The sequence below is a fragment of the Cytobacillus sp. FSL K6-0265 genome, assembly GCF_038003465.1.
Taxonomy (GTDB): domain Bacteria; phylum Bacillota; class Bacilli; order Bacillales; family Cytobacillaceae; genus Cytobacillus; species Cytobacillus stercorigallinarum.
In genome coordinates, this window is record NZ_JBBOPE010000001.1 from 855,155 (window position 1) to 880,821 (window position 25,667).

The window sequence follows — 25,667 nt, forward strand, 5'->3', positions numbered from 1 at the left end:
CTGTATCAAAAATAGTAATATATTACTGGCTTTCCTCTATACTTACTTTTTCTATAATAAATAAAAGCTTGACTTCAATACAAATGATATACTTTTAAAAATATTCTTACTATTTATTGACCGTTGTGTATATTTGTCTTACAATAATACAAAATGAGGAGGGATGTTTTATGCAATCGAATACAAAACGAAAAGAAGAGCCCCTTTTTATAAAAGTTCATGAAAAAGACAATGTAGCAATTGTTGTTAATGCTGGTGGGTTAAAAGAAGGTACAACTTTTTCTAGCGGGCTTGTTCTTACTAGTAGAGTACCAGAAGGACATAAGGTAGCACTTAAAGATATAGCTGAAAAGGGTGAGATTATCCGTTATGGTGAGGTGATAGGGACAGCTCTGAAACCTATTAAGAAAGGAAGTTGGGTAGAAGAGTCGATGGTTGAGCTTCCAGTACCACCAGATTTACATAAGCTAGATATAGCGAATCGTGTGCCTGATTCCCTTCCACCATTAGAGGGCTATACATTCCGAGGGTTTCGCAATCCTGATGGAAGCGTAGGAATAAAGAATATTTTGGGAATATCAACAAGCGTGCAATGTGTTGTAGGTGTACTTGATTTTGCTGTGAGGAGAATAAAAAAAGAATTACTACCAAACTATCCAAATGTAGATGATGTTGTAGCTATTAATCATCAGTATGGATGTGGAGTAGCCATCCAAGCGCCTGAGGCGGTAATCCCGATAAGGACATTGCAGAATTTAGCTAAACATCCGAACTTTGGGGGAGAAGCTTTAATTATCGGTCTCGGTTGTGAGAAGTTATCTCCATTAATGCTCACACCTGATGGTAAAGATCGAGACATATTGTCATTACAAGAGCAAGCAGGTTTCTCAGATATGGTAGCAAGCATTATGAAAATGGCCGAAGAAAAGTTAGAGAAATTAAACCTTCGCAAAAGAGAAATTTGCTCAGTAAGCGATTTAGTGGTCGGCTTACAATGTGGGGGAAGTGATGCTTTTTCAGGTGTTACAGCAAATCCTGCTGTTGGTTATGCCGCTGACCTTTTAGTAAGAGCTGGTGCGACCGTCATGTTTTCTGAAGTAACTGAAGTAAGGGATGCAGTTCATCTTCTGACACCTCGTTGCGAAACGGAAGAGATTGGAAACACTTTAATTAAGGAAATGCAATGGTATGATGAGTATCTTCAAAAAGGTAAAGCAGATCGAAGTGCGAACCCATCTCCTGGCAATAAAAAAGGAGGTCTTTCTAATATTGTTGAGAAATCATTGGGTTCAATTGTGAAATCGGGTAGTAGTGCTATTTCTGGTGTACTTGCACCAGGAGAAAAGGCAATACAGAAAGGCCTCCTTTATGCGGCCACACCGGCAAGTGATTTCGTATGCGGTACATTACAGTTAGCTTCTGGCATGCATCTGCAAGTGTTTACAACTGGTAGAGGTACACCGTATGGTTTGGCAATGGCACCCGTTATCAAAGTATCCACAAGAAATACACTAGCAGAACAGTGGAATGATTTAATTGATGTAAATGCAGGTACGATTGCCACAGGTGAAGCAACAATTGAAGATGTAGGATGGGAAATATTCCACCACATTATTGAAGTAGCAAGTGGAGAAAGAAAGACATGGGCAGATCAATGGGGGCTTCATAATGATTTAGCTCTATTTAATCCTGCGCCGATTACCTAAGCAGATAAAAAAAGCGAACCCAGTACCGTTTACATACGGTTTGGGTTCGTTTTTTATTCTAATACTTTTCTTTCAACAAACTTTAAATGATTGTACATTGCTTGAAAGGCAGCTTGAGGCTTTTTTTCCTTGAGTGCTTCATAAATGGCTTTATGATGTTTGATTGTTTTTTCTTTTTCACGATATTTGATTTGTGCATTGATTTTTACATGTGAGATTAAGAGCGAATCAATCATTCCTTGTAAGACAGGATTATTTACACTAAGGGCTATGATTCGATGAAACATAAGGTCATGTTCACCGTATTCGTTGTCGACTGAATTTTCCATTTGGATAATTGTATCATTCAATGCTTCAAGTGTTTCAGCAGTCATTTTCTCTGCTGCATATGTGACAAGGCCTAGTTCTAAAGAGGTGCGTGCTTCAACGATTGCTTCAATATTGTCACTTACTAGGGAAAGCATAGTAGAAAATGGTTTATTACTAATGCTCTCTGTAAAGTAAGTACCATCTCTCGTTTTTCTTTTTACAATACCAAGAGATTCTAGAGAAGTCATCGCCTCTCTCATGACGGGACGACTGACACCTAGAAGTTCCATTAATTCCATTTCCGGAGGTAGTTTATCACCGGGTTTAAGTTTATTTGAAATTAATAAATCAATGATTTGTTCCTCTACTTGCTGAGCCAATGTTTTTCGTACGACTTGGCTACTAATTAAATCAAGTGCATCTTTCTTCACAATTGTCCACCATCCAAATTACAGTAGTTTAATTAATCTAATTGTAATACAAATAGAATTAAAAGAATAGCAAGCCCTTCAGAAAAATAAATAAAATTTTCAAAAAATATATTGTCAGTTAATTTAATTTGTCTTACAATTATACATAACAAATTGAAAAGGGAGGAATGAAACATGCATTCATCTAGAAAAGCACCTACAGGTATTCTCGGATTCCCTGTAGCTCCATTTGATGAAAATGGAAAGTTAGACGAAAAAGCGTTAGCAGTTAATATTCGATTTTTGCTCGAAGAAGGATTAGAGGCAATCTTTATCGCATGTGGATCAGGAGAGTTCCAATCATTAAGTAAAGAGGAATATGAAATCATGATTGATGTTGCCATCCAAGAAACCGGTGGTAAGGTACCTGTTTATACAGGTGTAGGTGGAAATATTCAGGATGCTCTTTCATATGCACGCATATCAGAGAATAAAAAAGCAGATGGCTTTCTTGTATTACCTCCCTATTTAGCAGAAGGTGAACAAGAGGGGTTATATGATTATCTGTATCAAGTAATCTCAGAAACTTCACTAAATGCTATTGTTTATCAAAGAAATAACGCGATTTTACAACTTAGCACATTAGAGAAATTACTAGATTTAGAGCAACTTGTTGGGCTAAAAGATGGTGTAGGGAATATGGAACTGAATATTTGTCTAACCAATCGCTTTGGTAACCGTTTAAGTTGGCTCAATGGCATGCCTATGGCAGAAGTGACAATGCCGGCTTACATCCCGTTAGGGTTTGATTCATATTCTTCCGCGATTTCAAATTATATCCCTCATATTTCAAGACAGTTTTACCATGCTTTGTTGCAAGGGAACAGCGAAATGGTACATGAAATATACAAAGATATTATTCTACCAATAAATGAAATTCGTAAGCAGCGCAAGGGCTACGCAGTCTCGTTAATTAAAGCAGGCATGGAACTGACAGGGCTACCTGTGAAAAACAGGGTACGTGCACCATTCACATCCGTAGAACCTGAACATTACAAACAATTAGAAAGTATTTTGCAGTTGGCTAAAGAGAAGTATCCGAAGAAACAAAAGATGGTAAGGGGGTAAGCAAATGAGTACAGTTACAACTGCGAACTACTTGAATTATATTAATGGAGAATGGGTAGAGTCCACTTCAAATGAGACAATTGAAAGTATAAATCCAGCTGCACCAGAAGAAATCGTTGGTCATATCCAATTGTCAACAAAAGAGGATCTAGATAAAGCGGTGGAGGCAGCGAAAAATGCTCAGAAGACATGGAGAGGTTTAAGTGGCTCAGAGCGAGGCGAAATACTTTATAAAGTAGCAGCCATAATGGAGGAACGGTTAGAAGAAATTGCTGAATGTGCGACAAGGGAAATGGGAAAAACGCTGGCTGAGACGAAGGGTGAAACGAAACGAGGCATAGCGATTTTAAAATATTATGCCGGAGAAGGAATGAGGAAAGTAGGGGATGTCATTCCATCTACTGATAATGAAGCGCTGATGTTTACTACAAGGGTACCTCTAGGAGTTGTGGGGGTTATCACTCCGTGGAATTTTCCAGTTGCTATTCCAATTTGGAAGGTGGCACCAGCTTTGATTTATGGCAATACAGTGGTTATAAAGCCAGCCAGTGAAAGCGCTGTTACATTTGCGAAAATTGCCAAATGCTTTGCAGACGCTGGATTACCTAAGGGTGTTCTGAATATGGTAACAGGATCAGGGACGATTGTTGGTGGAGGTATAGCCGCACACCCAGAAATTAAAGGGATTACATTTACTGGTTCAAATGCAGTTGGTAAATCAATCGCTCATGAGGCGATGAAACGTGGAGCGAAGTACCAGCTTGAGATGGGAGGGAAAAATCCGGTAATTGTCGCTGGAGACGCTGATATAGAGTTAGCGGTGGACGCTGTTATTAAAGGTGCATTTCTTTCTACTGGACAAAAGTGTACAGCAACGAGCCGCGTGATTGTTGAAGAAACAATATATGATAGATTCATAAAAAAGCTTATTGCCGAAACAAAGAAAATTACCATTGGAGCAGGTATTCATGCAGATAGTTGGATGGGGCCGTGTGCAAGTGAAACACAATATAAGAGTGTATTACAAGCCATTCAAACAGGGATCAATGAAGGTGCAAAGCTCATTTTAGGTGGCAAACCGTATGAGGACAAGGTAAATAATGGTTACTTTATCGAACCAACTATCTTTGAAGTAGCGGATCAGAATATAGCAATTGCTAGAGAAGAGATCTTTGGACCAGTTATTGCCCTTATGAAAGTTTCTTCTATGGAAAGAGCAATTGATTTAGCTAATGATTCAGCCTATGGCTTAAGTGCGTCGATTTTTACGGGAAATATTACAAGAATGCTGAAATTTGTGCAAGAGATGGAAGCGGGATTGATTCGAGTAAACGCTGAGAGTGCTGGAGTTGAATTACAAGCACCATTCGGTGGCATGAAAGAATCTAGTTCACATTCACGGGAGCAAGGAGAAGCAGCAAAAGAATTCTTCACATCTATTAAGACCGTTTTTGTGAAAGGGTAACATCAGGATGAGTGGGCAGTGTAGTCTACTCATCATTTTAAAAAACAGTAGATTGTTTACGCTTACATTCAATAAAATAAAAGAGGGTGATTACCATGGCAGTCCTTAAATCGGAAAGACAAATAACACCAGCAACAGGAAAGAAAACAAAGGCGAGATGGTTAATTGTTTTAATGATCTTTATTGTCACAGTTATCAACTATGCTGATCGTGCTACTTTATCCATTGCCGGTCCAGCGTTATCAAGTGATTTAGGTATCAATTCTGTTATGATGGGGTATTTATTTTCTGCCTTTGCATGGTCTTATGTATTAGGGCAAATTCCTGGTGGATGGTTGCTTGATAAATTTGGCTCTAAGCGTGTTTATTTTTGGAGTATTTTCCTATGGTCTTTGTTTACTTTTGTACAAGGATTAATAGGTTCATTCCAATCAGTCACAACAGTTGTCATTATTTTATTTGCTTTAAGATTTTTTGTAGGGTTGGCTGAATCACCATCTTTCCCTGCGAATAGTCGGATTGTAGCTGCATGGTTTCCTAGTGCGGAAAGAGGGACAGCGGCAGCGATCTTCAATTCAGGTCAATACTTTGCTACCGTTCTATTCGCACCTATCATGGGGTATATCACCTTCACTTTTGGTTGGGAATATGTCTTCTTTTTCATGGGGGCCATTGGAATCATTGTTGCCTTTGTTTGGTTAAAAACGATATATAATCCGAAAGATCACCCTAAGATTAATCAGGCAGAGTTAGATTATATAAAAGAAGGTGGCGCATTAGTAGATATGGATAATGTGGCCAGTCAAGAGGAGAAAAAGCAAGGGCCAAACTGGCAATATATAAAGCAATTATTAAGCAATAAAATGCTTCTTGGTGTTTACCTAGGTCAATATTGCATAACAACATTGACATATTTCTTCTTAACATGGTTCCCAGTCTATTTAGTGGATCAAAGAGGAATGAATATATTAGAGGCAGGTTTAGCCGCTTCATTACCTGCTATCTGTGGATTTATCGGGGGTATATTGGGAGGAACATTCTCTGATTTTTTATTGAAGAAAGGCTTCTCGATAACGGCAGCAAGGAAAATACCAATTATCACCGGTTTACTTCTCTCTATGAGCCTTGTGATTGCTAACTATGTGACAACAGAATGGATAGTTGTTTTTGTAATGTCTCTTGCCTTTTTTGGAAAAGGATTTGGGGCACTGGGATGGGCAGTGGTCGCAGATACTTCTCCGAAAGAAATGTCAGGGGTGAGCGGCGGGTTGTTTAATACCTTTGGTAACGTAGCAGGTATTACAACTCCAATCATTATCGGCTATATCGTTGGCACAACTGGATCTTTTAATATGGCATTGTTGTTTGTTGGTGCAAGTGCATTAGTCGCAATATTAAGTTATCTATTCCTTGTAGGAGAAATTAAGCGAGTAGAATTAAAGAAAGTTTAATAAGGGAGGTAGAAACGTATGGAAGCAAATATAGTAAATAAAGTGATAGCTAAAGAAGCGCCCGTTATTACAAAGGTGGAGGTCATCCCTGTTGCAGGTAGAGACAGCATGCTCTTGAACTTAAGTGGCGCTCATGCCCCTTTTTTTACTCGAAACATCTTAATTTTACATGATCATTCAGGACGAATAGGAGTAGGTGAGGTTCCTGGAGGAGAATCTATTCGGCAAACGCTAGAAGCTGCAACGGAGATAATAATGGGTAGTTCAATTGGTGCTTATCAACAAGTGCTTAAACAGGTCAATGAAGCATTTGCTAATAAGGATGCAGCAGGAAGAGGACAACAAACTTTTGATTTACGCACAACCATACATGTAGTTACAGCTATCGAATCGGCGTTTCTTGACTTACTTGGTAAATATCTGAATGTACCAGTATCCGACTTGCTAGGAGAAGGTAGGCAGCGTGACCAAGTTGAAGTATTAGGCTATTTATTCTATATTGGTGACCGACACAAAACAGATCTTCCGTATGAATCACCATCAAGCGATGACAGTCGTTGGTTTCAGTTACGCCATGAAGAAGCCGTCACACCAGAACGGGTGGTAGCCCTTGCTGAAGCTGCATACGAAAGATATGGATTTAAAGACTTTAAACTTAAAGGCGGCGTGTTTAATGGCGAAGAAGAGATGGAATCCATCATAGCCATTAAAGAACGCTTTCCTCATGCTAGAGTGACACTCGATCCTAATGGCGCTTGGTCCTTAAATGAAGCCATCGCATTATGTAAAGGAAAGAATCATATTCTAGCCTATGCAGAAGACCCATGTGGAGCTGAAAATGGCTTCTCATCTAGAGAGATTATGGCTGAGTTTCGTTTAGAAACAGGCTTACCAACGGCAACCAATATGATTGCTACAGATTGGAGACAAATGGCACATAGTATTCGCTTGCAAGCTGTTGATATTCCCCTTGCCGACCCTCATTTTTGGACGATGCAAGGCTCTGTGAGAGTCGCCCAAACATGCAAGGACTTTGGCTTAACATGGGGTTCCCATTCTAACAATCACTTTGATATATCGCTGGCGATGTTCACCCATGTCGCAGCTAGTGCACCAGGGAAAGTAACAGCTATTGATACACACTGGATTTGGCAAGAAGGTCAACATTTAACGAAAGAGCCCTTCATAATAAAAGAAGGAAAAATCGATGTACCAACAAAACCAGGCTTAGGCATTGAGATAGATAGAGAGAAACTAGCAGATGCTCATCAACTATATAAAACATACGGACTTGGCAGCAGAGACGATGCCAAAAGCATGCAATATTTAATTCCGAATTGGCAGTTCCATCCAAAGAAGCCTTGTATGGTTAGATAAGAGGTTAAATAACACCAGGATTGTGTCTTGGTGTTATTTATTTTAAAAACTTTCACTTAGCATAAGCTGATTTTCATATCTAACTAATGGAACTTGTATATAAAAGGAAACATAAAGAATAAAGTGTGAAGAAAAGTTAGGTTGAGTGTATATACATAAAAGGACCCAAGGTGCATAACAAGATTGATAGAGATAAAAAAGGAAATCGCTGAATTTTATCGTAACAAATTCAATTATTAAAAAAGGCATTAGCTGAAGTGACTTCAACTAATGCCTTTTTTATTCGTATGATCAAGAATGATCTGATAGATTCTTTGACTATATTCAATAGAATGATAAGTTTACAAATAGTCACTTGCGTATTTTTATAAATATTTAATTATGCTGTATATTCATATGTTTGTCAATAGTTTAGAGATAGTAAAGGTTTAAAACAAAAGGAGTTTAACTTCTAGAAGGAAAGCGAGTAAAAAAAAGAGAGAAAAAAGAAAAAATATGGTGAAATATATTTTAAATATTTTGAAAGATATGTATAATAACTAAGACAAAGGTCTTGGGAGTGAACAACATGCATAGTAATGATGTCCTAGCAAAAGTGAAAGGTAAGGATTTTATTCAATTTGGTAAAAGAGTTTTAATGATACAAATACCTTTTAAAACAATGAATACCTATATTACTGTTGATGAAAATGTCCAAAGGAAGATGGATATGAGTAAAAGGCGAGAAATTAAAGATTTTATCATACATGTATTAAAAAATAACGAACCATTTTATTTTTCCCCTTTTATTTTTTCAGCACGAAAAGCAGTAATAGAGTCAGAGGATGGTTGGATGTTAGTTCCAAAAGAGAAAATGGCTATTATAGATGGACAACATCGAAATGGCGCTATTTTAAGTGCACTTACACAGCTTCGTATGGAGAAGGAGTCAGCAGAGGAATATGGAAATGTAGAGGTTGTTAAACCAATAGATACTTATATTCATCATTTGGAGCATTTACCAATTACGATGCAAATTTATCTTGATTTGGATACGAAGAGTGAGAGGCAACTTTTTAAAGATTACAATGTAGAAAGACGTGAGGCCAATATTGGTAAGCGAGTGATGTTTGATCAAAGAGATGCTTATGCCATGTTGGCAAGGAAGGTTGCTTGTGAATTAGAGGAAGAATATGAAATTGATATCAAATCTTCAAGGATTACAAAATATAGCTCTGCATTAACGACATTAGTCGTAATAAGAAAATGTTTAATAGCATTATTTGAAGGAAGGCTAGCGAATAAAAAAGGAAACCCAAGTGACTATTGCAAGGAGGATGAAGTGTTAGCGGTTGCGAAAGCTTTTTTTCTATCTTGGAAGAAAATATTTCCAAAAGGTATGGAAAACCGCAACAAGTATATTTGTGGGCTTCCTGGCGTCCAAGTGGCACTAGCTTATTGTGTGAATCGTTTAAAACTCAAGAATGATGTTGATTATTTTACTGCGATTCAATTGTTAGACAAACTGCAATGTAACTGGAAACATCAAGATGCAATTGTCAGTCATGTTTATGACCATTCAATTCAAAAACTAAAAAATGTTTCATCTGCCAGAAATATGAAAAGGACTGCTCATAATTTGATTAACCTTATTGAGGAGGAGATGTGATGAATGCCTTTCAGGAAAAGGTAAAGGAACATAAAATAGTAGTTTATCCGTTATTAACGCTAATACAAATGGTCAAAGAAGAACAAATTAAATTGAGAGAAACGAGTCAAAAGTATGTGAGGAATATCCGCATGTATATTTCTGATAACATTGCATCGCAAGAAATTTACTTACCTCCCCTTGTAGCTACCACAGAACCAACTGAATTTACACATTACCTACCGAGAAAATTAGTCCTGATTGATGGTGTACATAGATTGAAAGCGTATTGTCAGCTAGAGGGTTTAGTAGATAAATATATAAATAGCGATAATAAAGAAGAAATAAAATTAGGTTATGACCTTCAAAATATGCTCAAAAAAACACAGATTCCCATACAATTATTCAATGGTTTGACATCAAGTGAAGCTTGGCAACTGTATATTGATATGAACACAAAAGGTAAGCAAGTCGCACTATCTAAGAAAATTGAATATGATTCAAGGGAGGGTTTAAATTTATTAACGAACCGTGTTGTCCATTCGGTTAACGGTCTTCAAGAAGCGGGGATTGACAAGGATAAGCTTATGGTTGTACGTCCTGCAAATGAGCATTTTCTTTCACTAACGCAATTAAGAAAAGTTGTACATATTTTCATCACTGAAAGAATAGACATCCAAAACGAGCAGTCGATTTACTTACAACTTACGCAAGATCAATATGTAGCATTGATCCGGTTGTGGTTCGATTATTTATTTGCAATGGTTCCACCTCATAAAATTGGGAATTTTCATCATTCAATGTTAGCTGATTTTCCACTCGTATTAGCCGTTGCACTATATGCAAATAAGAATTGTAAAAATAAAGATTTCTCAACTAGAATGAAGCTCATGAAAAAACGGATGGAGGCATTACAAGGTGTGGACTGGAGCAAGGGGAATCCAGTTTGGGAGACTTTTAACGGTTCAGTCAAAGGGAGAAAAAATATGTTCTTTCTTAATAAGGATGTCGCTTCTCTCCGGAAAATCATTCATTGGCTGGAAAGTCAAGGGGGTGAGGCCTAGAGATCTCTGAGTAAACAAAAAAAGCACTCAAGTTAGTCCGGGTAGACATAGGACTTGAGCGCTCCATCGTTGGGTATACCAACACTAGTTAGTATACCCTTAATTTAATCAATTGAAAATATCTAAATAAGAATTGAGGGCGATAAAATTGGAGACATGTACAAATTATATAATAAACGAAAGCACAGCTACATTAAAAGCAGAGAGAGTTCAGAATAACTATATTCATACAAAGGTGATTGAAGGAAGAAATCGGGTTTTTAACGTAGCGAAACCGCCTATTGCAATCGTAAAAGAGAGCTTAAAAGAATATGGCATGACCTATCAAGGTGCCTTACAAGCAGCAAAGTACAAGCTAGATAAAAAAAGTACACCACCTTTTCGTATTTGCGGTGCCACGGATATGTATTGGTTCTACTTTTCTTCACAAAAAAATCTTGAGAATACATTTGTTTCCTTAGCTCATATTCTTGATATTCAGCCAGATAACAAAAAACAGACAAAAATTATCTTAACAAGCGGCTATTATTTCTACCATCCTATTAGTTATAAGGTAGCAAATGGAAGAAAGAATCAAGCAATTCTTCTGCGCGGGCGTATTGAAGATTCAATTAAGAAGCAATCGAGCGTCCATTTAATCGAGCTCCCTGAAAAGGTTAGTGAGGAAAAAGAAGAGTAATAAATAAGATTGATCATATATGATGAAGAGCAAACTCTAGCATCGTTAATAATAGAAAGAAGGAGTCTTTGCTATTGGTTTCGCAATAAGAGTAGCGCTAAAGCTAGTTTCGTTGATGATGGAGTGAACTTTTATAAATATAGAGTGAGTCAATCTCAATTATAATAGATAGAAAGGAGACTACATTTGCCCACTTATAACAAATTAGTACGTGATAAGATTCCTGATATTATCCAAGTGTTGGGGAAATCCTACAATACAAGAACATTATCTCACCCTGAATATACAATAGCACTTAAAAATAAACTTAAAGAAGAAGTAAACGAATATCTCCAGGCAGAGCACTTGAAGGACCAAGGTGAAGAGCTAGCCGATATTCTTGAAGTCGTATATGCATTATCAGCAGCACAACATATGTCAGCTGATGAATTAGATGAGATTAGAAGAATAAAAGCTCAACAAAGAGGAAGGTTTGAGGAGCGGGTTCTTTTGATAGATGTGCAAGAATAAGTTTATTATAATCTTTAAGACGGAAATTATCACAAATAAATGTCCCGTCCCCACAAAAGAATCAATAAGAAGCACATGATGCATGAAATCATGTGCTTTTTTTATGTGAAAAAATCTAACAATCTATCCTCTAAACAACCAACAAAGGACTTTGTATCCACAAGAAATATCTGATAACGCTCTCAAAAAAGCCTTAGTATAGGAAAATAATCTGAATTTTACCTCTTTTTAATGTTTTTATGTCACATTTCCTTACAAGTTCATTGACGTTGTCTTTTATAACAAAGATAATTAACGACATATTAAAGACAAGGAATTTTGGAGGTGGAGTTTATTGAATTGCAGAAGGCGGTTGATGGTCCTGTTCCACTTGGTCAAGAGATTTGTCACATTGCCTCGGAGTTTGAAGGGAGCAATGTGATTCCACTATTGTATGAATCTGTAGAACAATCACCAAGGTTGATTGAAGATTATAAATTGCCAGTAGATAAGTATATGTTTGCTGGACCTTCACCATTTTCAAATAGCATTGAAATCCATTCCAAAAGCAAGTTTGTCTTATAATATTCCTTATGAAGGAGTGGGTATTTATCCATTATTTTTACAGCTGGATGAACATTATAACCACTTTCCAGTGATTAGCTACGATATGGTAGATTGAGACTATTTAATTGATCTTATTCCTTACTTTTTACATTTTCATAAGGATATTTTTTTAGATAGTAATGCTTTAGTCCGTTATCATTTAAAGTTGTTAAAGGAGCAACTAGTTGAATTGATTGCAACGACAATGAACGCGGTTTAGGAGCAATGAAAGTCTTAATAAAACATATTCGCGATATGTATTTTAAGCAATATTAGGGGGCAGGACATAAAGAAAAAAGAGTTTCAACTGACGGTATTACGTTTTGAAATGAAAGGGGAAGGAGTCAATGAATCAAAAAGGAAGAGCGCGCCATATTTACTTCATTCATTAGGATAAGTTAAAGGAGAGGGGGCTTAAGCAGTAATGAAGAATACATTACATTATTTTATCCTACTATTATTAGTCACAACGTTGGCAGCTTGTACCAATATGCCTAGTGCAGCAACCAATGGAAAAACATATGGTAATGAATTAATCATTGGTATGGAATCAGAAGCTGATGTGTTAGACCCCCACCGGGCTGGCGGTTGGGTAACGATGAGGATTAACTACCAAATGTTTGAGCCTTTAATTGGAGAAGATTTGAGCAAGTCATCTGAAGAGGCGGCTGTTCCAGAGCTCATTCCAGTGTTAGCGGAAAGTTGGGAAGTATCTGAGGACGGAAAGGTGTATACTTTCCACCTAAGAAAAGGTGTCAAGTTTCATGATGGGACGCCATTTAATGCAGAGGCTGTGGATTTCAATATAAAGAGACTAACTAATAAAAATTTTGAATATTTCGATAAAATTGGGTCAAGTCGGACGTATAGAACATGGAAGTTTTTTGATAAAAGTGAAGTGGTAGATGAATATACGCTCAATATTCATTTGAACTCGCCGTTTTCAGAATTTCCAAGAATGCTAGCGCAGATTAATTCATTGCAAATTGTTAGTCCCGAATCAATCATAACAGGTGGCAATGATAGCGTCGGGGAAAAACCTGTTGGAACGGGTCCATTTAAATTTAGTGATCGTAATCGTGGAGAGAATATTACGCTAGTGAAAAATGAAGATTATTGGGGCAAAAAAGCGAAGTTAGACACTGTTATTTTTAGACCAATGTCTGATCCAGCTAGTAGAGTATTGGCCCTGCAAAATGATGAAGTGGATATCATTGCTGTCCCACCGCCTGATGCGATTGAAAATTTAGAAGAAAAAGGATTTGATATTCTATCTGGCACACCTCCACATGTATGGTACTTAACATTTAACTTTGATAATGAATATATGCAAGACCAAAGGGTTAGACAAGCGATTAACTATGCAATTGACCGAGAGGGAATTGCCAATCAGTTGTTAAAAGGAACGGTTTCTCCTGCCTATACGATACAATCTCCTGGATCGGTGAACTTTGATTCGAGTCGTAAATGGTATGAGTATGATCCAGAAAAGGCAAAGGAGTTATTAGCCAAAGCGGGTCTAGAAGATGGGTTTAACATGATATTGCAAACTTCAGTAGATGGTTCGGGACAATTAATGCCTGTTGATATTGCTGAATGGATTCAAAGGGATTTGAAAAAAGTAGGAATTGACGTCACATTGGATACACAGGAATGGATTACTTATTTCTCAGGATATAGTGATGGCATGGATTCATCCATCGGTATGAATCAAATGTCTGCAGGGCGAACATCGCCATTTTTCTTATCGATGGTTGCTCATTCGGACTTTGTTGCTCCAGGTGGTTTTAATTCAGGGAAGTATGCAAGTGCGGGAACCGATGAATTATTAGACCGTGCATCTACGGCAAAAAGTGAAGCAGAGGCATTAGAAATGTGGAAGAAAGCGGAAGAAAAAATAATGACAGATGCTGCTTTCGCACCTATTGTCCATGATACGGCACCTTATGTAGTAAATAAGCGAGTGAAAGGCTTTGTTGTTCCATCAGAAGAATGGTATACGCTCGCACCTGTTTGGATTGATCAATAAAAAGTGCTGGGAGGGGAAGTAAATGACAAGGTTCTTTATCAATCGAATATTATCGACAATTCCTGTGCTTTTAGGCGTAACCATCTTTGTCTTTTTATTAATTCAATTAATTCCTGGTGATCCTGCAAAGTCGATTTTAGGAGGAGATGCGACAGCAGAAGCGGTTGAATCATTACGAGAGGAGATGGGATTGAATGAATCAATGATTGTGCAATATACGAGCTGGATGGGGCAATTACTACAGGGGGATTTAGGCTATTCACATACTCTTCATACACCGATTACTGAAGAGCTTCTCCCACGATTTTTAAATAGTATGATTCTCACTGTCGCTAGTCTGCTCATTTGTGTGGTACTTGGTGTCGTTCTTGGACTTATTAGTGCTTTACGTAAGGGGAGTATTTTAGATAAAGCAAGTATGGGTGTAGCGTTAATTGGTGCGAGCATGCCGGTGTTTTGGATTGCTCTAATGCTTATGTGGCTCTTCTCATTAGAAATGGGATTATTTCCGGTGAGCGGTATGTACAATATGAGAAGTCCGGGTGGATGGATGGATTTACTTCATCATTTAATATTACCAGCATTCGCAACAGCTACTGTATCTTTAGCGGTGATTGCAAGACTGACAAGAAGCACGATTATCGATACATTACAAAAAGATTATGTAAAGTATTTTCAATCGTTCGGATTGTCGAAGTCGAAGATCAACATTGTACATGTGTTAAGAAATTCCTTGCCCCCGATCATTAATATTTCTGGTATGCAAGTGGGTTACTTAATGGGAGGCGCACTCTTTAGCGAAGTTGTTTTTAATTGGCCTGGTATTGGGCAAGCATTATATGTTGCTGTGACATCCAATGATTATCCAACCATTCAAGCAGGAATATTATTGATTGCCATTACGTTTGTCATCGTTAATCTCATTGTTGATCTCTTGAATGTATGGCTCAGTCCGAAGTTACAGGATTCAATTAAATCAAATGCGGGGTGATAATAAATGAAGGGGTGGAAGATAGCCTGTAGCGCTTTTTTAACTGATAAAGTAGCTACGGTTGGTGCAGTTATTATAATATTTGCTTTCTTAGTCGCTTTATTTGCGCCTATACTAGCGCCTTACCATCCGAATGAGGTGGCTGAGGGGAGTATTAGGCTCATGCCACCTGGTACAGATGGTCACCTATTGGGTACAGATCAACAAGGACGAGATATTCTAAGTAGGATTATTTTTGGGACACAAACGTCATTAATTTCAGCAGTTGTCCCTGTAGTAATGGCAGCAGTGATAAGTATTGGGTTAGGGATTATTGCAGGGTTTTATCAAGGGGTTGTTGGCAATATCATTATGCGTATAATGGATGTTTTCTTCGCCTTTCCTGCCGTGTTGTTAGCGATAGCTATTGCTGCGATTTTAGGACCGGGCTTACTCAATGTCATTATTGCGATGATTATTGTCAGAATTCCTTATATGACTCGCGTTGTTTATACTGATACCCTTCAAGAAAGTCAAAAGGAATACATTGAAGCAGCGAAAGCTTTTGGGGTAGGCCGTATAGAAATAATGTTTAAACAAATCTTACCGAATGTCTTGCCATCACTGATTGTCTATAGTACTACACTTGCTGGTGTCACGATTGTGACAGTAGCTGGTCTCAGCTTTATTGGGCTTGGGGTTCAGCCACCTGAAGCAGATTGGGGCAGAATGGCTAGTGATGGCAGTGATTTATTAATGCTAGGTCATCCGTTTGTCACTTTCTTTCCAGGAATCGCGATTTTAATTCTTTCGTTCGCCTTCAGTATGATTGGCGATGGATTAAGAAACGCTCTCGATCCATATGAAAGATCAAAGGTGAAAAAGGAGAAAGTGAACGCTAAAAAGGCAATGGTCGCTTAATAATCAAGTGAAGGATGTGGTGGCGAAATGATTCAGGCGGTAAGAAAGAAGGAAGCATTTCTAAATGTAACCAATTTAATGACGAAGATTCATACACCAGAAGGTTCGATGACAGTACTTGATCATATTAATCTATCGATTGATAAGGGAGATATCATGGCAATTGTGGGAGAGTCAGGGTCGGGAAAATCGATGACGATCCATTCCATCTTGCAAATGATTACGAAGAATTTACTAGATAGCTATGCAGGTGAAATTGAAGTGGAAGGGAAAAGTATTTTGGACATTGGGGAAAAGGAGATGCAACAGATTAGAGGAAAAAAAATCTCCCTCGTTGCTCAGAATGCAATGACTTCTCTAGATCCTTCTTATCGTGTAGGTAAACAGATTATCGAAATTATTTTAGATAAAACCAATTTATCTAAGAGAGAGGCGATAGAAAAAGCCCTATATTTATTAGAGGAGATGGGGATTGATGAAGCAAAGAGAGTTTTTCAATCGTATCCGCATCAATTAAGTGGGGGATTGAGACAGAGGGTAGTTATTGCCATGTCTCTCGCCTGTGATCCTGATCTTATTATTGCAGATGAACCGACTTCTGCTTTGGATCCCACTGTACAATTGCAAGTACTTGAGCTATTTAAAAAAATTAATCGTGACTTAGGAACAGCTATTCTTATTATTACACATGATTTCGGTGTTGTTGCTAGAATAGCCGAAAGTGTAGCGGTAATGTATGCTGGCCAAATTGTTGAACAGGGGAAGACAAGTGAAGTCATTTATAACCCGCAACATCCTTATACAAATAGTTTGCTCAATTGTATACCCGATTTAGATTGGATTTTCCTAGATGGTGTTGGAAAGAAGCCATTGTTTCAAATAAAAGGGGAGCCACCAAATTTAATGAATTTAAGCAGTGGTTGTCGATTTGCAAACCGTTGTCATATGGCGAAAGATATTTGTCGATCGAAATTACCAGAACTAAAGAAAGTTCACTCACCTGACTTGAATCATCTAGTTCGTTGTTTATTGACTGAAAGGAGAGAATCCTATGCAAAATGAGTCATTATTAGATGTGCAAGGTTTAACAAAGGTTTATGGTAACAAGGGGTCATTGTTTGTACCACGAAAAGAAATGCTTGCTGTAAACAATGTGAGCTTTTCCATCAAGAAAGGTGAAACGTTTGGATTAATTGGCGAGTCGGGATCTGGAAAGACCACGATAGGGCGTATGGTATTACGGTTAATAGAAGCAACGGCTGGTGATATTCAATATGAAGGCAAGTCCATTCTGTCAATGAAAAAGGGAGAAATGGATAAGTTAAGAAGTGAGATGCAAATCATTTTTCAAGATTCTGGTTCAGCTTTTAACCCAAGGAAAACAATTGGTGAACAAATCCTTCACCCATTAAACAAGTTTCATTCAAATAGTGATGCAGGGTATCAATATAATAAGGTAATTGAAATGCTTGATGTGGTAGGGTTGAGAGCGGATTTTTATCATCGATATCCACATGAATTATCCGGTGGCCAGAGACAGCGCGCAGGCATTGCTAGAGCATTGATTGTGAAACCGAAATTCCTCGTGTTAGATGAACCAGTCTCGGCTTTGGATGTATCGGTCAAAGCCCAAATTATTAATCTATTAATTGATTTGCAGAAGGAATTTCAATTAACGTATCTCTTTATTGCGCATAATTTAGACTTAGTGGCTTATTTTTGTGACAAAGTAGCTGTGCTCTCAAAGGGAGAACTAATCGAAACCGCCCCAACAATTGAATTGTTTAGAAAACCTAAACATGAAGTAACACAAAAACTATTAAGTTCCATTCTTACATTAGATGGGGATTTAGGAGAATACTATCGCAAACAATCTGCTATATAAAATGGAGGGAATCCTGAATGGAAAATGTTTTTTTCAAAGATATTGAGACTGTTTCAAAAATGTTAAGGAATCAGGAGATTACACCCGTAGAACTGACGAAGCAATTACTTGAGCGGATTCAATCTGTAGATTCAGTATTAAATGCGTATATCACATTAATGAGTGAGGAGGCACTAACACAAGCGGCAGTATTGGAAAAGGAGTTAAAGGAAGGTAATATTAGAGGTCCGCTTCATGGGGTACCAATTGCCATTAAGGATATATTTGAAACGAAGGGGAGTGTCACAACTTCCGGTTCTAAAATCTTTGAAAAATTCGTTTCCCATCACGATGCGGAAATAGTGACGCTATTGAAAAAAGCAGGTGCGATTATTATAGGGAAGACAAATCTCCATGAATTCGCCATGGGAGCGACAACGGAAAACCCTCATTATGGCCCTTCGAGAAACCCTTGGAATATAATGAAAATTCCAGGCGGATCAAGTGGGGGATCTGCGGTGGCTGTTGCAGCAGGAATGGCATTTGGTGCTGTGGGAACAGATACAGGCGGATCCATTCGCTTACCTGCTGCTCTATGTGGTGTAGTTGGTTTAAAGCCAACATATGATTTAATAAGTACTGCTGGATGTACACCTTTGAGTAAAAGTCTGGACCATATTGGGCCGATGACAAGAACGGTAGCGGATAGTCGTACGCTCCTAAGAGTTTGTGCGGATGCCGAAAAGTTAAAACAGGTGGACCTTAGTACAAGACTGGGGGATTTAAAAGGTATAAAAGTTGCAGTTTGCAAAGAGTATTTCTTTGAAGGTATGGATGAAGAGATAGCTATGCATATTCATCAGGCATTAGCTAAACTCGAAAGCCTCGGTGCAGAAATAATTGAGGTAGATATTGTCGGTATATCAGAAGCAATAGAAGCGCAAAAAATGATTTTCAAAGCAGAAGCGTATGCTTTCCATGAATCTATGTTTTTGGATAAACCACATCTCTATGGAGAGGACGTACAATTCCGCTTGCAAGCTGGAAAGGGTGTATTGGCGAGTGAGTATATACAGGCTAAACAGTATCAGCAAGCATTCCAACAACATATCAGGTTTAAAATGATAGAAGAACATATCGATGTCTTTTTTTCACCAACGAATGTCATTCCACCTTTTGATATTGGAAGTGTCGGTCCCGAACAATCAGTGAATAATATTTTTCGTCTAGGAAAAACACCGTTAGGCAATCTATTAGGGTTACCTATATTAACTATTCCTTGTGGTTTTACATCAGAAAGACTGCCTATTGGATTTCAAATCATGGGGAGGGTTTACGAGGAAGGGAAAGTATTAGCCATTGGTGAAGTATATGAACAATCAGAAAATTGGGTCGCGTATTTAGAGAAAAATGAAGTATTTCAAGTAGAAAAAACAATCTAAAGCAAAGTTACAAAGGTAAATACGTGTGTGATCACTCTAGAGGGTAATAAACTCTAGAGTGATTTATTTGCTAAATACGCCTCCATCTCCCCGTTATTTCTAAGTATGACTACTTTTAACTCAGGCTTTTCTTTTTTTAATGTCCGAAACCGTTCATACATTTTTTTCTTCCTTCTATAATAGGTTGATACAACAAATTTTATGAAGGCCCAGTCTATTTTCTCTTGGCAGCCATTAGTCATATCAGGTCTAGATTTTTTATGAAATTGAATACGGCGCTTTACTATCCGGTAGAGACAGGTGAGGAGGAGAAGTTCTAAATAAATGATTGTATCTGCTTCTGCTGTTCTGATAGAGAAGGTACCGGTGTAATTACCTTCAATAATCCATACAGGTTGCTTTGCTATGTCTTGTTGAAGGTGAATGAATCGTTCTTCTGACGATGCTTGCCAATTTGGTAGCCAGTATAAGGTATCAAGGTGATGGACATTTATTTGTAGCTTCTCGCCGAGTTTCCTAGCAAAGGTGGACTTGCCAACGCCTGCAGATATACCAATAACCATAATTTTTTTCATCCGACACGCTCCTCTTCAATAAAAACAATCTTAATGCTACGCATAGAGCTTCATTTTCCTTTAAAATGAAAGTAACTGTCAATAGGAGGGAAGAGAATGATAGAAGAGGAAATGTACAGTCGAGCCATCGCATTTATTGAAGAGAGATATCCTAAAGGGTGGGGCGGGGCTGCTGTGATTCATACAGGGGATGACCGCTATCTAATTAGCGTGGCCCCGGAAACGTTTAATGCGAGTACAGAATTGTGTATTGAAGTTGGCGCTATTTGTGAAGCCCACAAATTGAATGTAAATGTAACTCATTGTTTATGTGTAGTCCGTGATAATGAGGACAGCCCTTTCAAAGTCCTTTCACCATGTGGGATTTGCCAAGAACGTTTACGCTATTGGGGACATGAAATGAAAGTAGGCGTAACGACAAAAGAAGAAAAACTTAAGTTTGTTCCTCTTGGAGAACTACAACCATATCATTGGACAAATGCTTATCCAGCTGAGGAAATCGAGAAGTTTAATGGATAAAGCTGAAAGTGGTATTGATTATATTTTATGATATGAATATAAACAAATGAACCATTTTTCGCTTGCAAGTAGTAATAAAACCACCCCCTCCATAAAATCATATTTAAAATTGATTTTATGCAAAGGTGTGGTTTATTGTGAAAAATTATAGTGTCAGACCACCATCAACCATCACTGTTGTCCCAGTCATGTAGCTTGATGCATCAGAAGCTAAGAAGCTTACCACGTTTGCGATTTCTTGAGGTTCAGAATATCTACCCATACGCATCACACTGATTTCAGCAGGTACATAACCAGTTGTTTTCATTTGTTCTTCCACCCCTTTTGTTAGCGGAGTGGCTACGCCACCTGGGCAGATGGCGTTTACACGGATCCCTTTTGACACATATTCGAGTGCAGCCCCTTTTGTTAAACCGACTACAGCATGTTTACTAGCAGAGTATGCTGCCGCACTATGCTCAGAACGTACGCCTGCAGTAGAGGCGGTATTGATGATATGTCCATGGCCTTGTTGTTCCATTACTTTTAAAACCGCTTTCATTCCAAGGAATACCCCTTTAGTATTAATATTCATCACTCGGTCGAATTCGGCTTCTTCGATATCAGTGAACATCGAGAATTTTTGTACAACCCCAGCGTTATTGAAAAATACATCAATCGTGCCGAAAGTATCAACTGCTTTTTGAACATAATGATTAACATCATCCGCATTGGATACATCTGCTTTAACGAAAATGGCTTCCGCCCCTTTTTCTTTTACTAAATCGAGTGTTTCATTGGCAATTGTTTCATTGAAGTCAACGATAACTAAGTTGAACCCATCTTCTGCTAATTTCATCGCAGAAGCGCGTCCGATTCCTCCACCTGCACCAGTAATAACCGCTGTTTTCTTACTCATACAAACATCCCCTTTTGCGTAATAAAATTGGTCGACAAGTTCAGTGTTAGACACCTTGTCTATTTAAATGATAAACTATTTGAGATGATGTTAGGTACAAAGAAACCTTATTTTCTAAGAAGATAGACATAAATAAAGTATGTGTTGAGGAGGGTGATTTCGTGACAAAAGACCCAAGGGTGCTACAAACTTTTGATTTGTTGTGCGAAGGGTTTGAGGATTTATTACAATCAGATCCCATCGAACAGATCAATATAAAGAGGTTGACGGAAGCTGCGAAAATTAACCGCACGACCTTTTATTTACATTTTGCCGATTTACAAGCTTTTGTTAACTATTACGTTCATCGCCTTTTCCAACAATGGTCGGAACTCGTAAATAGTGTCCCTTCTCTTCCGGAACATAAATCACTTCAAGAGCCTTATCCAGGTTTAGTGCAATTATTAGAATACATTAAAAGCGAGCAAGTCCTTTATCATTGCTTATTAGTTGAGCATCGTTTGCCATTATTTACAGTAGCTTTAAGAGAATGGATGATTAAATTTACTAATCAAGGTTTTGGTACGGTCACACAAACCCCTGCCTTAAGCGCATCAGAGAGAAAAGTAAGGGAAGTTCATATTTTAAGCGGTACGATTGGATCCATCGTATGGTGGCTAGAAGAGGAATTTCCTATTTCATCACAAAAGCTTGCAGAGGAATTGACATTGATTGCGGCGAAGGGACCGTTTTATATAAAAACAGAAAACGGTACTTAAAAACTCAGAATTAGGGATAATAATAATAACTAATCAAACTTAATGCCAATTCATTAGCTATTAGAGAATAATCTTCTTAACAACAACTATGAAACGAATAGCCAAGCAATTATATTTGGATCAGATTGTTGATAGATTAAGATGAGGAACTTTTGTCTCTTATTTCCTTCGGTTGTCCAATAGTATTTGCTGTGAATTTGTTCGAATATCCATCAGCTTTGAAATAAAATAAACAAAAGCCTTACTCTTTAGGAGAAGGCTTTTGTTTTGCTTATTCCCCTTTTTTATAAAGTACAAAAGAGTAAACAGTCGGTATGATGACAATCATCACAATTAAAATAATCATGATGACAACCGGAGAAAAGTTGATAAACCCAGTGAGTATAATACCAAGACCACCAATAATCCATAAATAACCAGCTAATCGGTGAGTCTTATTCCAATTCTCCTCACTTGTCAGTGTCCATGGTAACTTGATTCCTACCGTGAAGTTTTGCTTGGTTTTTGGCATATAATTACCACAAATGATAATAATGAGTCCTACCAGTATAGGCGCAATCGTTTCAATGCGGATGTCATAGCCAAGTGCTTTGAATAAGGTGAGGGGTACGATGATAAGCGTCATAATTGGAATTAACCATATGATTAATTGCTTAAATGCTTTAGCGGTATTTTCTTTCTTTGGGTCATTATTAGTCATAAGAATAGTAAATAAGTGAATGGTGGCCATTAATAAAGGCAACCCCCACACAGCAATGGCTTTATGGGCAAAATTATCAGCTTCACCTGCTGTATTCCAATGGATAGCGATTTGATCAGGTAAATCAGGATATACAATCAAGCCAGGAATAATAGGGAGTAAACAAAGCAACGTCGTAATCACAAGTGTCTTATTCATTTTTTTTGTCATTTTCTTTCCCTCCAAATTGTGTAAACCACAGCATGATTTCTTCAAATACGGAAATATTCAATTCGTAGTAAATAAAGTTTTTATACTTGCTTTCAAGTATAAGGTCTGCCTTTTTTAGCTGTGATAAGTGATAAGAAATGGTTGCTCCTGTCATTTCGAAATGCTTTCCAATCTCACCGGCAGATAGCTTTTTATCTTTCAGTAAGACAAGAATCTCTCTGCGTACAGGGTCTGAAAGAGCTTTAAATGTTTCTGGAAACCCCACGATAACACCTCTTTAATCTATTTAGAAATATCTCTAAATAGATTATATAACATGATATGTAAAAAATCACTATCTGTTTCGAAAAATTTCTAAATAGGTTTGGGTTGGGCTCTTAGTTTAGGAATATTCGTCAACTAATATTGAATGTATAGATCATTGATGTAAAAGGGGGCAATGTAGTCAATTCATTATTGAAAAGGGGACAATCGTTGGTAATCCCTTAAACGATATAGTATTGAAAGAAACGGTTAAAAAAACACGAAAAAATGTTCATGTTAAACCAACATTTTTTCGTGTTACAGATAGTTGCAGTGTTAATTAACGACGATGCTTTGTATCATTGCGAAGTATGCCATTAATACAAATAAAACAGAAGCTAAAAACGAAAGTGCAACATGTTGTTTCATTTTAAAGAGGATTAAACTGCCACCAAGGCAGCTGAGGGCAATGATACCGAATATAATGCTAGCTTCATTGAAAAGGAATGAAACTTTCATTCCTTCAAGTGTTCCTTGATAGAACAAATCTAATATCGGTGCATAGCCACTATGAACAATGAGATTGTCGATGTTCATTGGGGGAGACTGCTCATTAAACATACCTGTAAGGATAAAGATAATGGTTATGATAAGAAATTCTGCGCGAACCCATGGTTTCGGGTTGAACGAAGGCTCTCTTTTTAGGCGGTGTTTCATCCAAAACCCATTGATCAAAGCGAATAAAGTTAAAGGAATAACAAAAAGCTGTTTGAGCAATAGACCTTGACCATATGAGACCAATAATGCATCTTGATAATCTGTTTCAGCAGTCGTCACATTCGTTAGAAGAATACCACTTAAAACAATCAGTAAAAAGCAGATAATGGCTGTTGGATGGAACCACTTTAGAAAATGCACCCAACTAGTTATTTGCCGGGAAAACCAGGATACGACGAGTAATACTCCTGCCCAAGCAGAAACGGCAATCAAATGAATGGCATGGATTCCTATACCATAAACGCCTTGCATACTGCCAGCGTGACTTGACCAGGCGACACCGATGGTAAGAAGGAAGAGAAGAAACATTTCTCCAATAATGGAAACTTTTCTTCTATCCTCACCAAAAAGGGTAATGTAAAAGGCCAGGACGATACAAATGATGAATGTGAAAAGCCATGCATTCCCTACGCGGAAACTGAGTAATATATTTTCAATTGCCGAACCCAGACCATCCATTTTAGCGAGATGTGTAACTAATTGTATTAAGGGAATGAAAGATAATAAGGCAATCCCCATTGTTGCCACTAATTGTATTGATATGGATACATTTACAGGTGGCTTAGCATTTGCAGGCACCCATCGTAAAATAAAGGTGCCTGCAAGGAGAGCAAAACATAAATAGAGAAGTGCCTCACTCAAAATGGTTATAAAAAACATCAATTATTTTTTCCTTTTTAATAAGAAAATGGCAATAATCGCAACAATGGCAACAAGAATGATACCAATCAATAATCCGTTTGAGTTTGATTCTGTTTCATCCGCTGCGTCGTTGGATGGTGTTGTCTCGTCTTCTTCGACAGTTGGCTCCTCATTTTCTGTATATGGAGCAATTTCCTCTGTATCTTCTTCTACCTCTTCTTCAGGTACATTGACTGCAAAACCATAAGATTCTTGCATAATATGGCCATCTACTCCGATGATTTCCCAGCTTACCGTATAATTACCATTAGCGATCGGTTCGGAGAAAGTAGCGATTAACTCATCTTCATTAACAGTGATGTCACTCGCTTCGACCACTTCCCCTTCACTATTTTCAATTTGCAAAGAAGCGTTATCTTCAATAACGGTATCAAAATATAATTGAATCGTATCTATTGATTCCGTAACAGTCGCACCATCTTCAGGGTTTGAACTGTCTAAATGAGTATGTGCGAAAGCAGTGTTTGTGCTAATAAATAAAATTGTCACTACGAACAGTAGCATAGATAATTTTTTCATCTCATAACCTCCAAAACTATTTTCGTAATTAGCGTACTAAATTGGGAAAGGAGATACAACCTTTTGCCTGTGTACGATTGGTGTCGTTTTTGTGACTTCTTAAGCAATGCTGTTATGACTAAAGTTATTATAGACTTTGCCCTTCACATAACGATTAAACACAATTAACTAGAAAGAAGAACACCAATGTAGAAAAAATGTAAGATTCATGACATTAATGTGTGGAAAA

General features: G+C 37.7%; 25 protein-coding genes. 18 read left to right on the forward strand and 7 right to left on the reverse strand.

The genetic code is table 11. From position 1 onward, the window contains the following. Nucleotides 1-170 precede the first annotated feature (170 nt). A complete protein-coding gene (gene garD, locus MHH73_RS04395) occupies nt 171-1,706 on the forward strand; it encodes a galactarate dehydratase (protein ID WP_341065005.1) in 1,536 nt (511 codons plus the stop codon). A 53-nt stretch (nt 1,707-1,759) separates the two neighbouring features. Here the strand turns inward: garD and MHH73_RS04400 are convergent, their stop codons facing one another. Further along, nucleotides 1,760-2,446 (reverse strand): FadR/GntR family transcriptional regulator, encoded by a 687-nt coding sequence (locus MHH73_RS04400; RefSeq protein WP_341065006.1) that lies wholly within the window; start codon nt 2,444-2,446, stop codon nt 1,760-1,762. Nucleotides 2,447-2,620: 174 nt separating this feature from the next. Between MHH73_RS04400 and kdgD the strand changes: the two genes are divergently transcribed. The 15 genes from kdgD to MHH73_RS04475 all read left to right on the forward strand — a co-directional run bounded on the left by kdgD (nt 2,621) and on the right by MHH73_RS04475 (nt 19,537). Further along, nucleotides 2,621-3,553, forward strand: coding sequence for a 5-dehydro-4-deoxyglucarate dehydratase (gene kdgD, locus MHH73_RS04405; RefSeq protein WP_341065007.1), 933 nt, complete (start codon nt 2,621-2,623; stop codon nt 3,551-3,553). Between the two features lie 4 nt (nt 3,554-3,557). Further along, nucleotides 3,558-5,018, forward strand: coding sequence for an alpha-ketoglutaric semialdehyde dehydrogenase GucD (gucD, locus tag MHH73_RS04410; RefSeq protein WP_191815449.1), 1,461 nt, complete (start codon nt 3,558-3,560; stop codon nt 5,016-5,018). Nucleotides 5,019-5,113: 95 nt separating this feature from the next. Further along, the gene (locus tag MHH73_RS04415; protein WP_341065011.1) at nt 5,114-6,469 is read left to right on the forward strand and encodes an MFS transporter; all 1,356 of its coding nucleotides are present in this window, start codon (nt 5,114-5,116) and stop codon (nt 6,467-6,469) included. An 18-nt stretch (nt 6,470-6,487) separates the two neighbouring features. Beyond that, nucleotides 6,488-7,846, forward strand: coding sequence for a glucarate dehydratase (gene gudD / locus MHH73_RS04420; protein ID WP_341065012.1), 1,359 nt, complete (start codon nt 6,488-6,490; stop codon nt 7,844-7,846). A gap of 568 nt (nt 7,847-8,414) precedes the next feature. Next, on the forward strand, nt 8,415-9,494 hold the full coding sequence (locus tag MHH73_RS04425; protein WP_341065014.1) for a DNA sulfur modification protein DndB: 1,080 nt from the start codon (nt 8,415-8,417) through the stop codon (nt 9,492-9,494). Next, a complete protein-coding gene (locus MHH73_RS04430) occupies nt 9,494-10,537 on the forward strand; it encodes a DNA sulfur modification protein DndB (protein WP_341065017.1) in 1,044 nt (347 codons plus the stop codon). The genes MHH73_RS04425 and MHH73_RS04430 overlap by 1 nt, the downstream gene beginning before the upstream one ends. A 148-nt stretch (nt 10,538-10,685) precedes the next feature. Next, entirely contained in the window at nt 10,686-11,216 is a 531-nt protein-coding gene (locus tag MHH73_RS04435) for a competence protein ComK (RefSeq protein WP_341065019.1), read from the forward strand. A 186-nt stretch (nt 11,217-11,402) separates the two neighbouring features. Further along, a complete protein-coding gene (locus MHH73_RS04440) occupies nt 11,403-11,726 on the forward strand; it encodes a nucleoside triphosphate pyrophosphohydrolase (RefSeq protein ID WP_341065020.1) in 324 nt (107 codons plus the stop codon). A 324-nt stretch (nt 11,727-12,050) separates the two neighbouring features. Continuing rightward, entirely contained in the window at nt 12,051-12,290 is a 240-nt protein-coding gene (locus MHH73_RS04445; RefSeq protein WP_191815436.1) for a hypothetical protein, read from the forward strand. 445 nt (nt 12,291-12,735) lie between these two features. Further along, nucleotides 12,736-14,340 carry an ABC transporter substrate-binding protein gene (locus MHH73_RS04450; protein ID WP_341065022.1) on the forward strand — a complete coding sequence of 535 codons (1,605 nt, stop codon included), beginning with the start codon at nt 12,736-12,738 and terminating at the stop codon, nt 14,338-14,340. A 22-nt stretch (nt 14,341-14,362) separates the two neighbouring features. Continuing rightward, complete coding sequence (locus MHH73_RS04455; protein ID WP_191815431.1) at nt 14,363-15,331, forward strand: ABC transporter permease; 969 nt, start codon at nt 14,363-14,365, stop codon at nt 15,329-15,331. Between the two features lie 6 nt (nt 15,332-15,337). Further along, nucleotides 15,338-16,231, forward strand: a complete 894-nt coding sequence (locus MHH73_RS04460) for an ABC transporter permease (protein ID WP_341065024.1) — start codon at nt 15,338-15,340, stop codon at nt 16,229-16,231. A gap of 27 nt (nt 16,232-16,258) precedes the next feature. Continuing rightward, complete coding sequence (locus MHH73_RS04465) at nt 16,259-17,293, forward strand: ABC transporter ATP-binding protein (protein ID WP_341065027.1); 1,035 nt, start codon at nt 16,259-16,261, stop codon at nt 17,291-17,293. After that, nucleotides 17,283-18,116, forward strand: coding sequence for an ATP-binding cassette domain-containing protein (locus MHH73_RS04470; protein ID WP_191815426.1), 834 nt, complete (start codon nt 17,283-17,285; stop codon nt 18,114-18,116). Before MHH73_RS04465 ends, MHH73_RS04470 begins: the two co-directional genes overlap by 11 nt. A gap of 17 nt (nt 18,117-18,133) precedes the next feature. Then, entirely contained in the window at nt 18,134-19,537 is a 1,404-nt protein-coding gene (locus MHH73_RS04475; protein WP_341065029.1) for an amidase, read from the forward strand. Between the two features lie 53 nt (nt 19,538-19,590). On the opposite strand, the gene MHH73_RS04480 is transcribed toward MHH73_RS04475, so the two are convergent. Then, a complete protein-coding gene (locus MHH73_RS04480; RefSeq protein ID WP_341065030.1) occupies nt 19,591-20,112 on the reverse strand; it encodes a topology modulation protein in 522 nt (173 codons plus the stop codon). A 96-nt stretch (nt 20,113-20,208) separates the two neighbouring features. Here MHH73_RS04480 and MHH73_RS04485 point away from each other — a divergent pair, with 96 nt between their 5' ends. Then, nucleotides 20,209-20,631 carry a cytidine deaminase gene (locus tag MHH73_RS04485; RefSeq protein WP_341065032.1) on the forward strand — a complete coding sequence of 141 codons (423 nt, stop codon included), beginning with the start codon at nt 20,209-20,211 and terminating at the stop codon, nt 20,629-20,631. A 145-nt stretch (nt 20,632-20,776) separates the two neighbouring features. On the opposite strand, the gene MHH73_RS04490 is transcribed toward MHH73_RS04485, so the two are convergent. Next, nucleotides 20,777-21,529: an SDR family NAD(P)-dependent oxidoreductase gene (locus MHH73_RS04490; protein WP_191815419.1), complete on the reverse strand. Its 753-nt coding sequence runs from the start codon at nt 21,527-21,529 to the stop codon at nt 20,777-20,779. Nucleotides 21,530-21,690: 161 nt separating this feature from the next. Between MHH73_RS04490 and MHH73_RS04495 the strand changes: the two genes are divergently transcribed. Continuing rightward, nucleotides 21,691-22,287, forward strand: coding sequence for a TetR/AcrR family transcriptional regulator (locus MHH73_RS04495; protein WP_341065035.1), 597 nt, complete (start codon nt 21,691-21,693; stop codon nt 22,285-22,287). Between the two features lie 271 nt (nt 22,288-22,558). On the opposite strand, the gene MHH73_RS04500 is transcribed toward MHH73_RS04495, so the two are convergent. The 4 genes from MHH73_RS04500 to MHH73_RS04515 form a co-directional block, all read right to left on the reverse strand. After that, the gene (locus MHH73_RS04500) at nt 22,559-23,197 is read right to left on the reverse strand and encodes an SdpI family protein (RefSeq protein ID WP_191815415.1); all 639 of its coding nucleotides are present in this window, start codon (nt 23,195-23,197) and stop codon (nt 22,559-22,561) included. Then, nucleotides 23,178-23,462, reverse strand: coding sequence for an autorepressor SdpR family transcription factor (locus MHH73_RS04505; RefSeq protein ID WP_191815413.1), 285 nt, complete (start codon nt 23,460-23,462; stop codon nt 23,178-23,180). Before MHH73_RS04505 ends, MHH73_RS04500 begins: the two co-directional genes overlap by 20 nt. 314 nt (nt 23,463-23,776) lie before the next feature. Continuing rightward, nucleotides 23,777-24,877 (reverse strand): copper resistance D family protein, encoded by a 1,101-nt coding sequence (locus MHH73_RS04510; RefSeq protein ID WP_341069671.1) that lies wholly within the window; start codon nt 24,875-24,877, stop codon nt 23,777-23,779. 3 nt (nt 24,878-24,880) lie between these two features. Beyond that, entirely contained in the window at nt 24,881-25,438 is a 558-nt protein-coding gene (locus tag MHH73_RS04515; protein WP_341065041.1) for a copper resistance CopC family protein, read from the reverse strand. Nucleotides 25,439-25,667 lie beyond the last annotated feature (229 nt).

Coding starts and splice junctions, on each gene's coding strand:
- garD (WP_341065005.1), top strand. CDS start 171: ATGCAATCGAATACAAAACGAAAAGAAGAGCCCCTTTTTATAAAAGTT.
- kdgD (WP_341065007.1), top strand. CDS start 2,621: ATGCATTCATCTAGAAAAGCACCTACAGGTATTCTCGGATTCCCTGTA.
- gucD (WP_191815449.1), top strand. CDS start 3,558: ATGAGTACAGTTACAACTGCGAACTACTTGAATTATATTAATGGAGAA.
- MHH73_RS04415 (WP_341065011.1), top strand. CDS start 5,114: ATGGCAGTCCTTAAATCGGAAAGACAAATAACACCAGCAACAGGAAAG.
- gudD (WP_341065012.1), top strand. CDS start 6,488: ATGGAAGCAAATATAGTAAATAAAGTGATAGCTAAAGAAGCGCCCGTT.
- MHH73_RS04425 (WP_341065014.1), top strand. CDS start 8,415: ATGCATAGTAATGATGTCCTAGCAAAAGTGAAAGGTAAGGATTTTATT.
- MHH73_RS04430 (WP_341065017.1), top strand. CDS start 9,494: ATGAATGCCTTTCAGGAAAAGGTAAAGGAACATAAAATAGTAGTTTAT.
- MHH73_RS04450 (WP_341065022.1), top strand. CDS start 12,736: ATGAAGAATACATTACATTATTTTATCCTACTATTATTAGTCACAACG.
- MHH73_RS04455 (WP_191815431.1), top strand. CDS start 14,363: ATGACAAGGTTCTTTATCAATCGAATATTATCGACAATTCCTGTGCTT.
- MHH73_RS04460 (WP_341065024.1), top strand. CDS start 15,338: ATGAAGGGGTGGAAGATAGCCTGTAGCGCTTTTTTAACTGATAAAGTA.
- MHH73_RS04465 (WP_341065027.1), top strand. CDS start 16,259: ATGATTCAGGCGGTAAGAAAGAAGGAAGCATTTCTAAATGTAACCAAT.
- MHH73_RS04470 (WP_191815426.1), top strand. CDS start 17,283: ATGCAAAATGAGTCATTATTAGATGTGCAAGGTTTAACAAAGGTTTAT.
- MHH73_RS04475 (WP_341065029.1), top strand. CDS start 18,134: ATGGAAAATGTTTTTTTCAAAGATATTGAGACTGTTTCAAAAATGTTA.
- MHH73_RS04480 (WP_341065030.1), bottom strand. CDS start 20,112: ATGAAAAAAATTATGGTTATTGGTATATCTGCAGGCGTTGGCAAGTCC.
- MHH73_RS04485 (WP_341065032.1), top strand. CDS start 20,209: ATGATAGAAGAGGAAATGTACAGTCGAGCCATCGCATTTATTGAAGAG.
- MHH73_RS04490 (WP_191815419.1), bottom strand. CDS start 21,529: ATGAGTAAGAAAACAGCGGTTATTACTGGTGCAGGTGGAGGAATCGGA.
- MHH73_RS04500 (WP_191815415.1), bottom strand. CDS start 23,197: ATGACAAAAAAAATGAATAAGACACTTGTGATTACGACGTTGCTTTGT.
- MHH73_RS04510 (WP_341069671.1), bottom strand. CDS start 24,877: ATGTTTTTTATAACCATTTTGAGTGAGGCACTTCTCTATTTATGTTTT.
- MHH73_RS04515 (WP_341065041.1), bottom strand. CDS start 25,438: ATGAAAAAATTATCTATGCTACTGTTCGTAGTGACAATTTTATTTATT.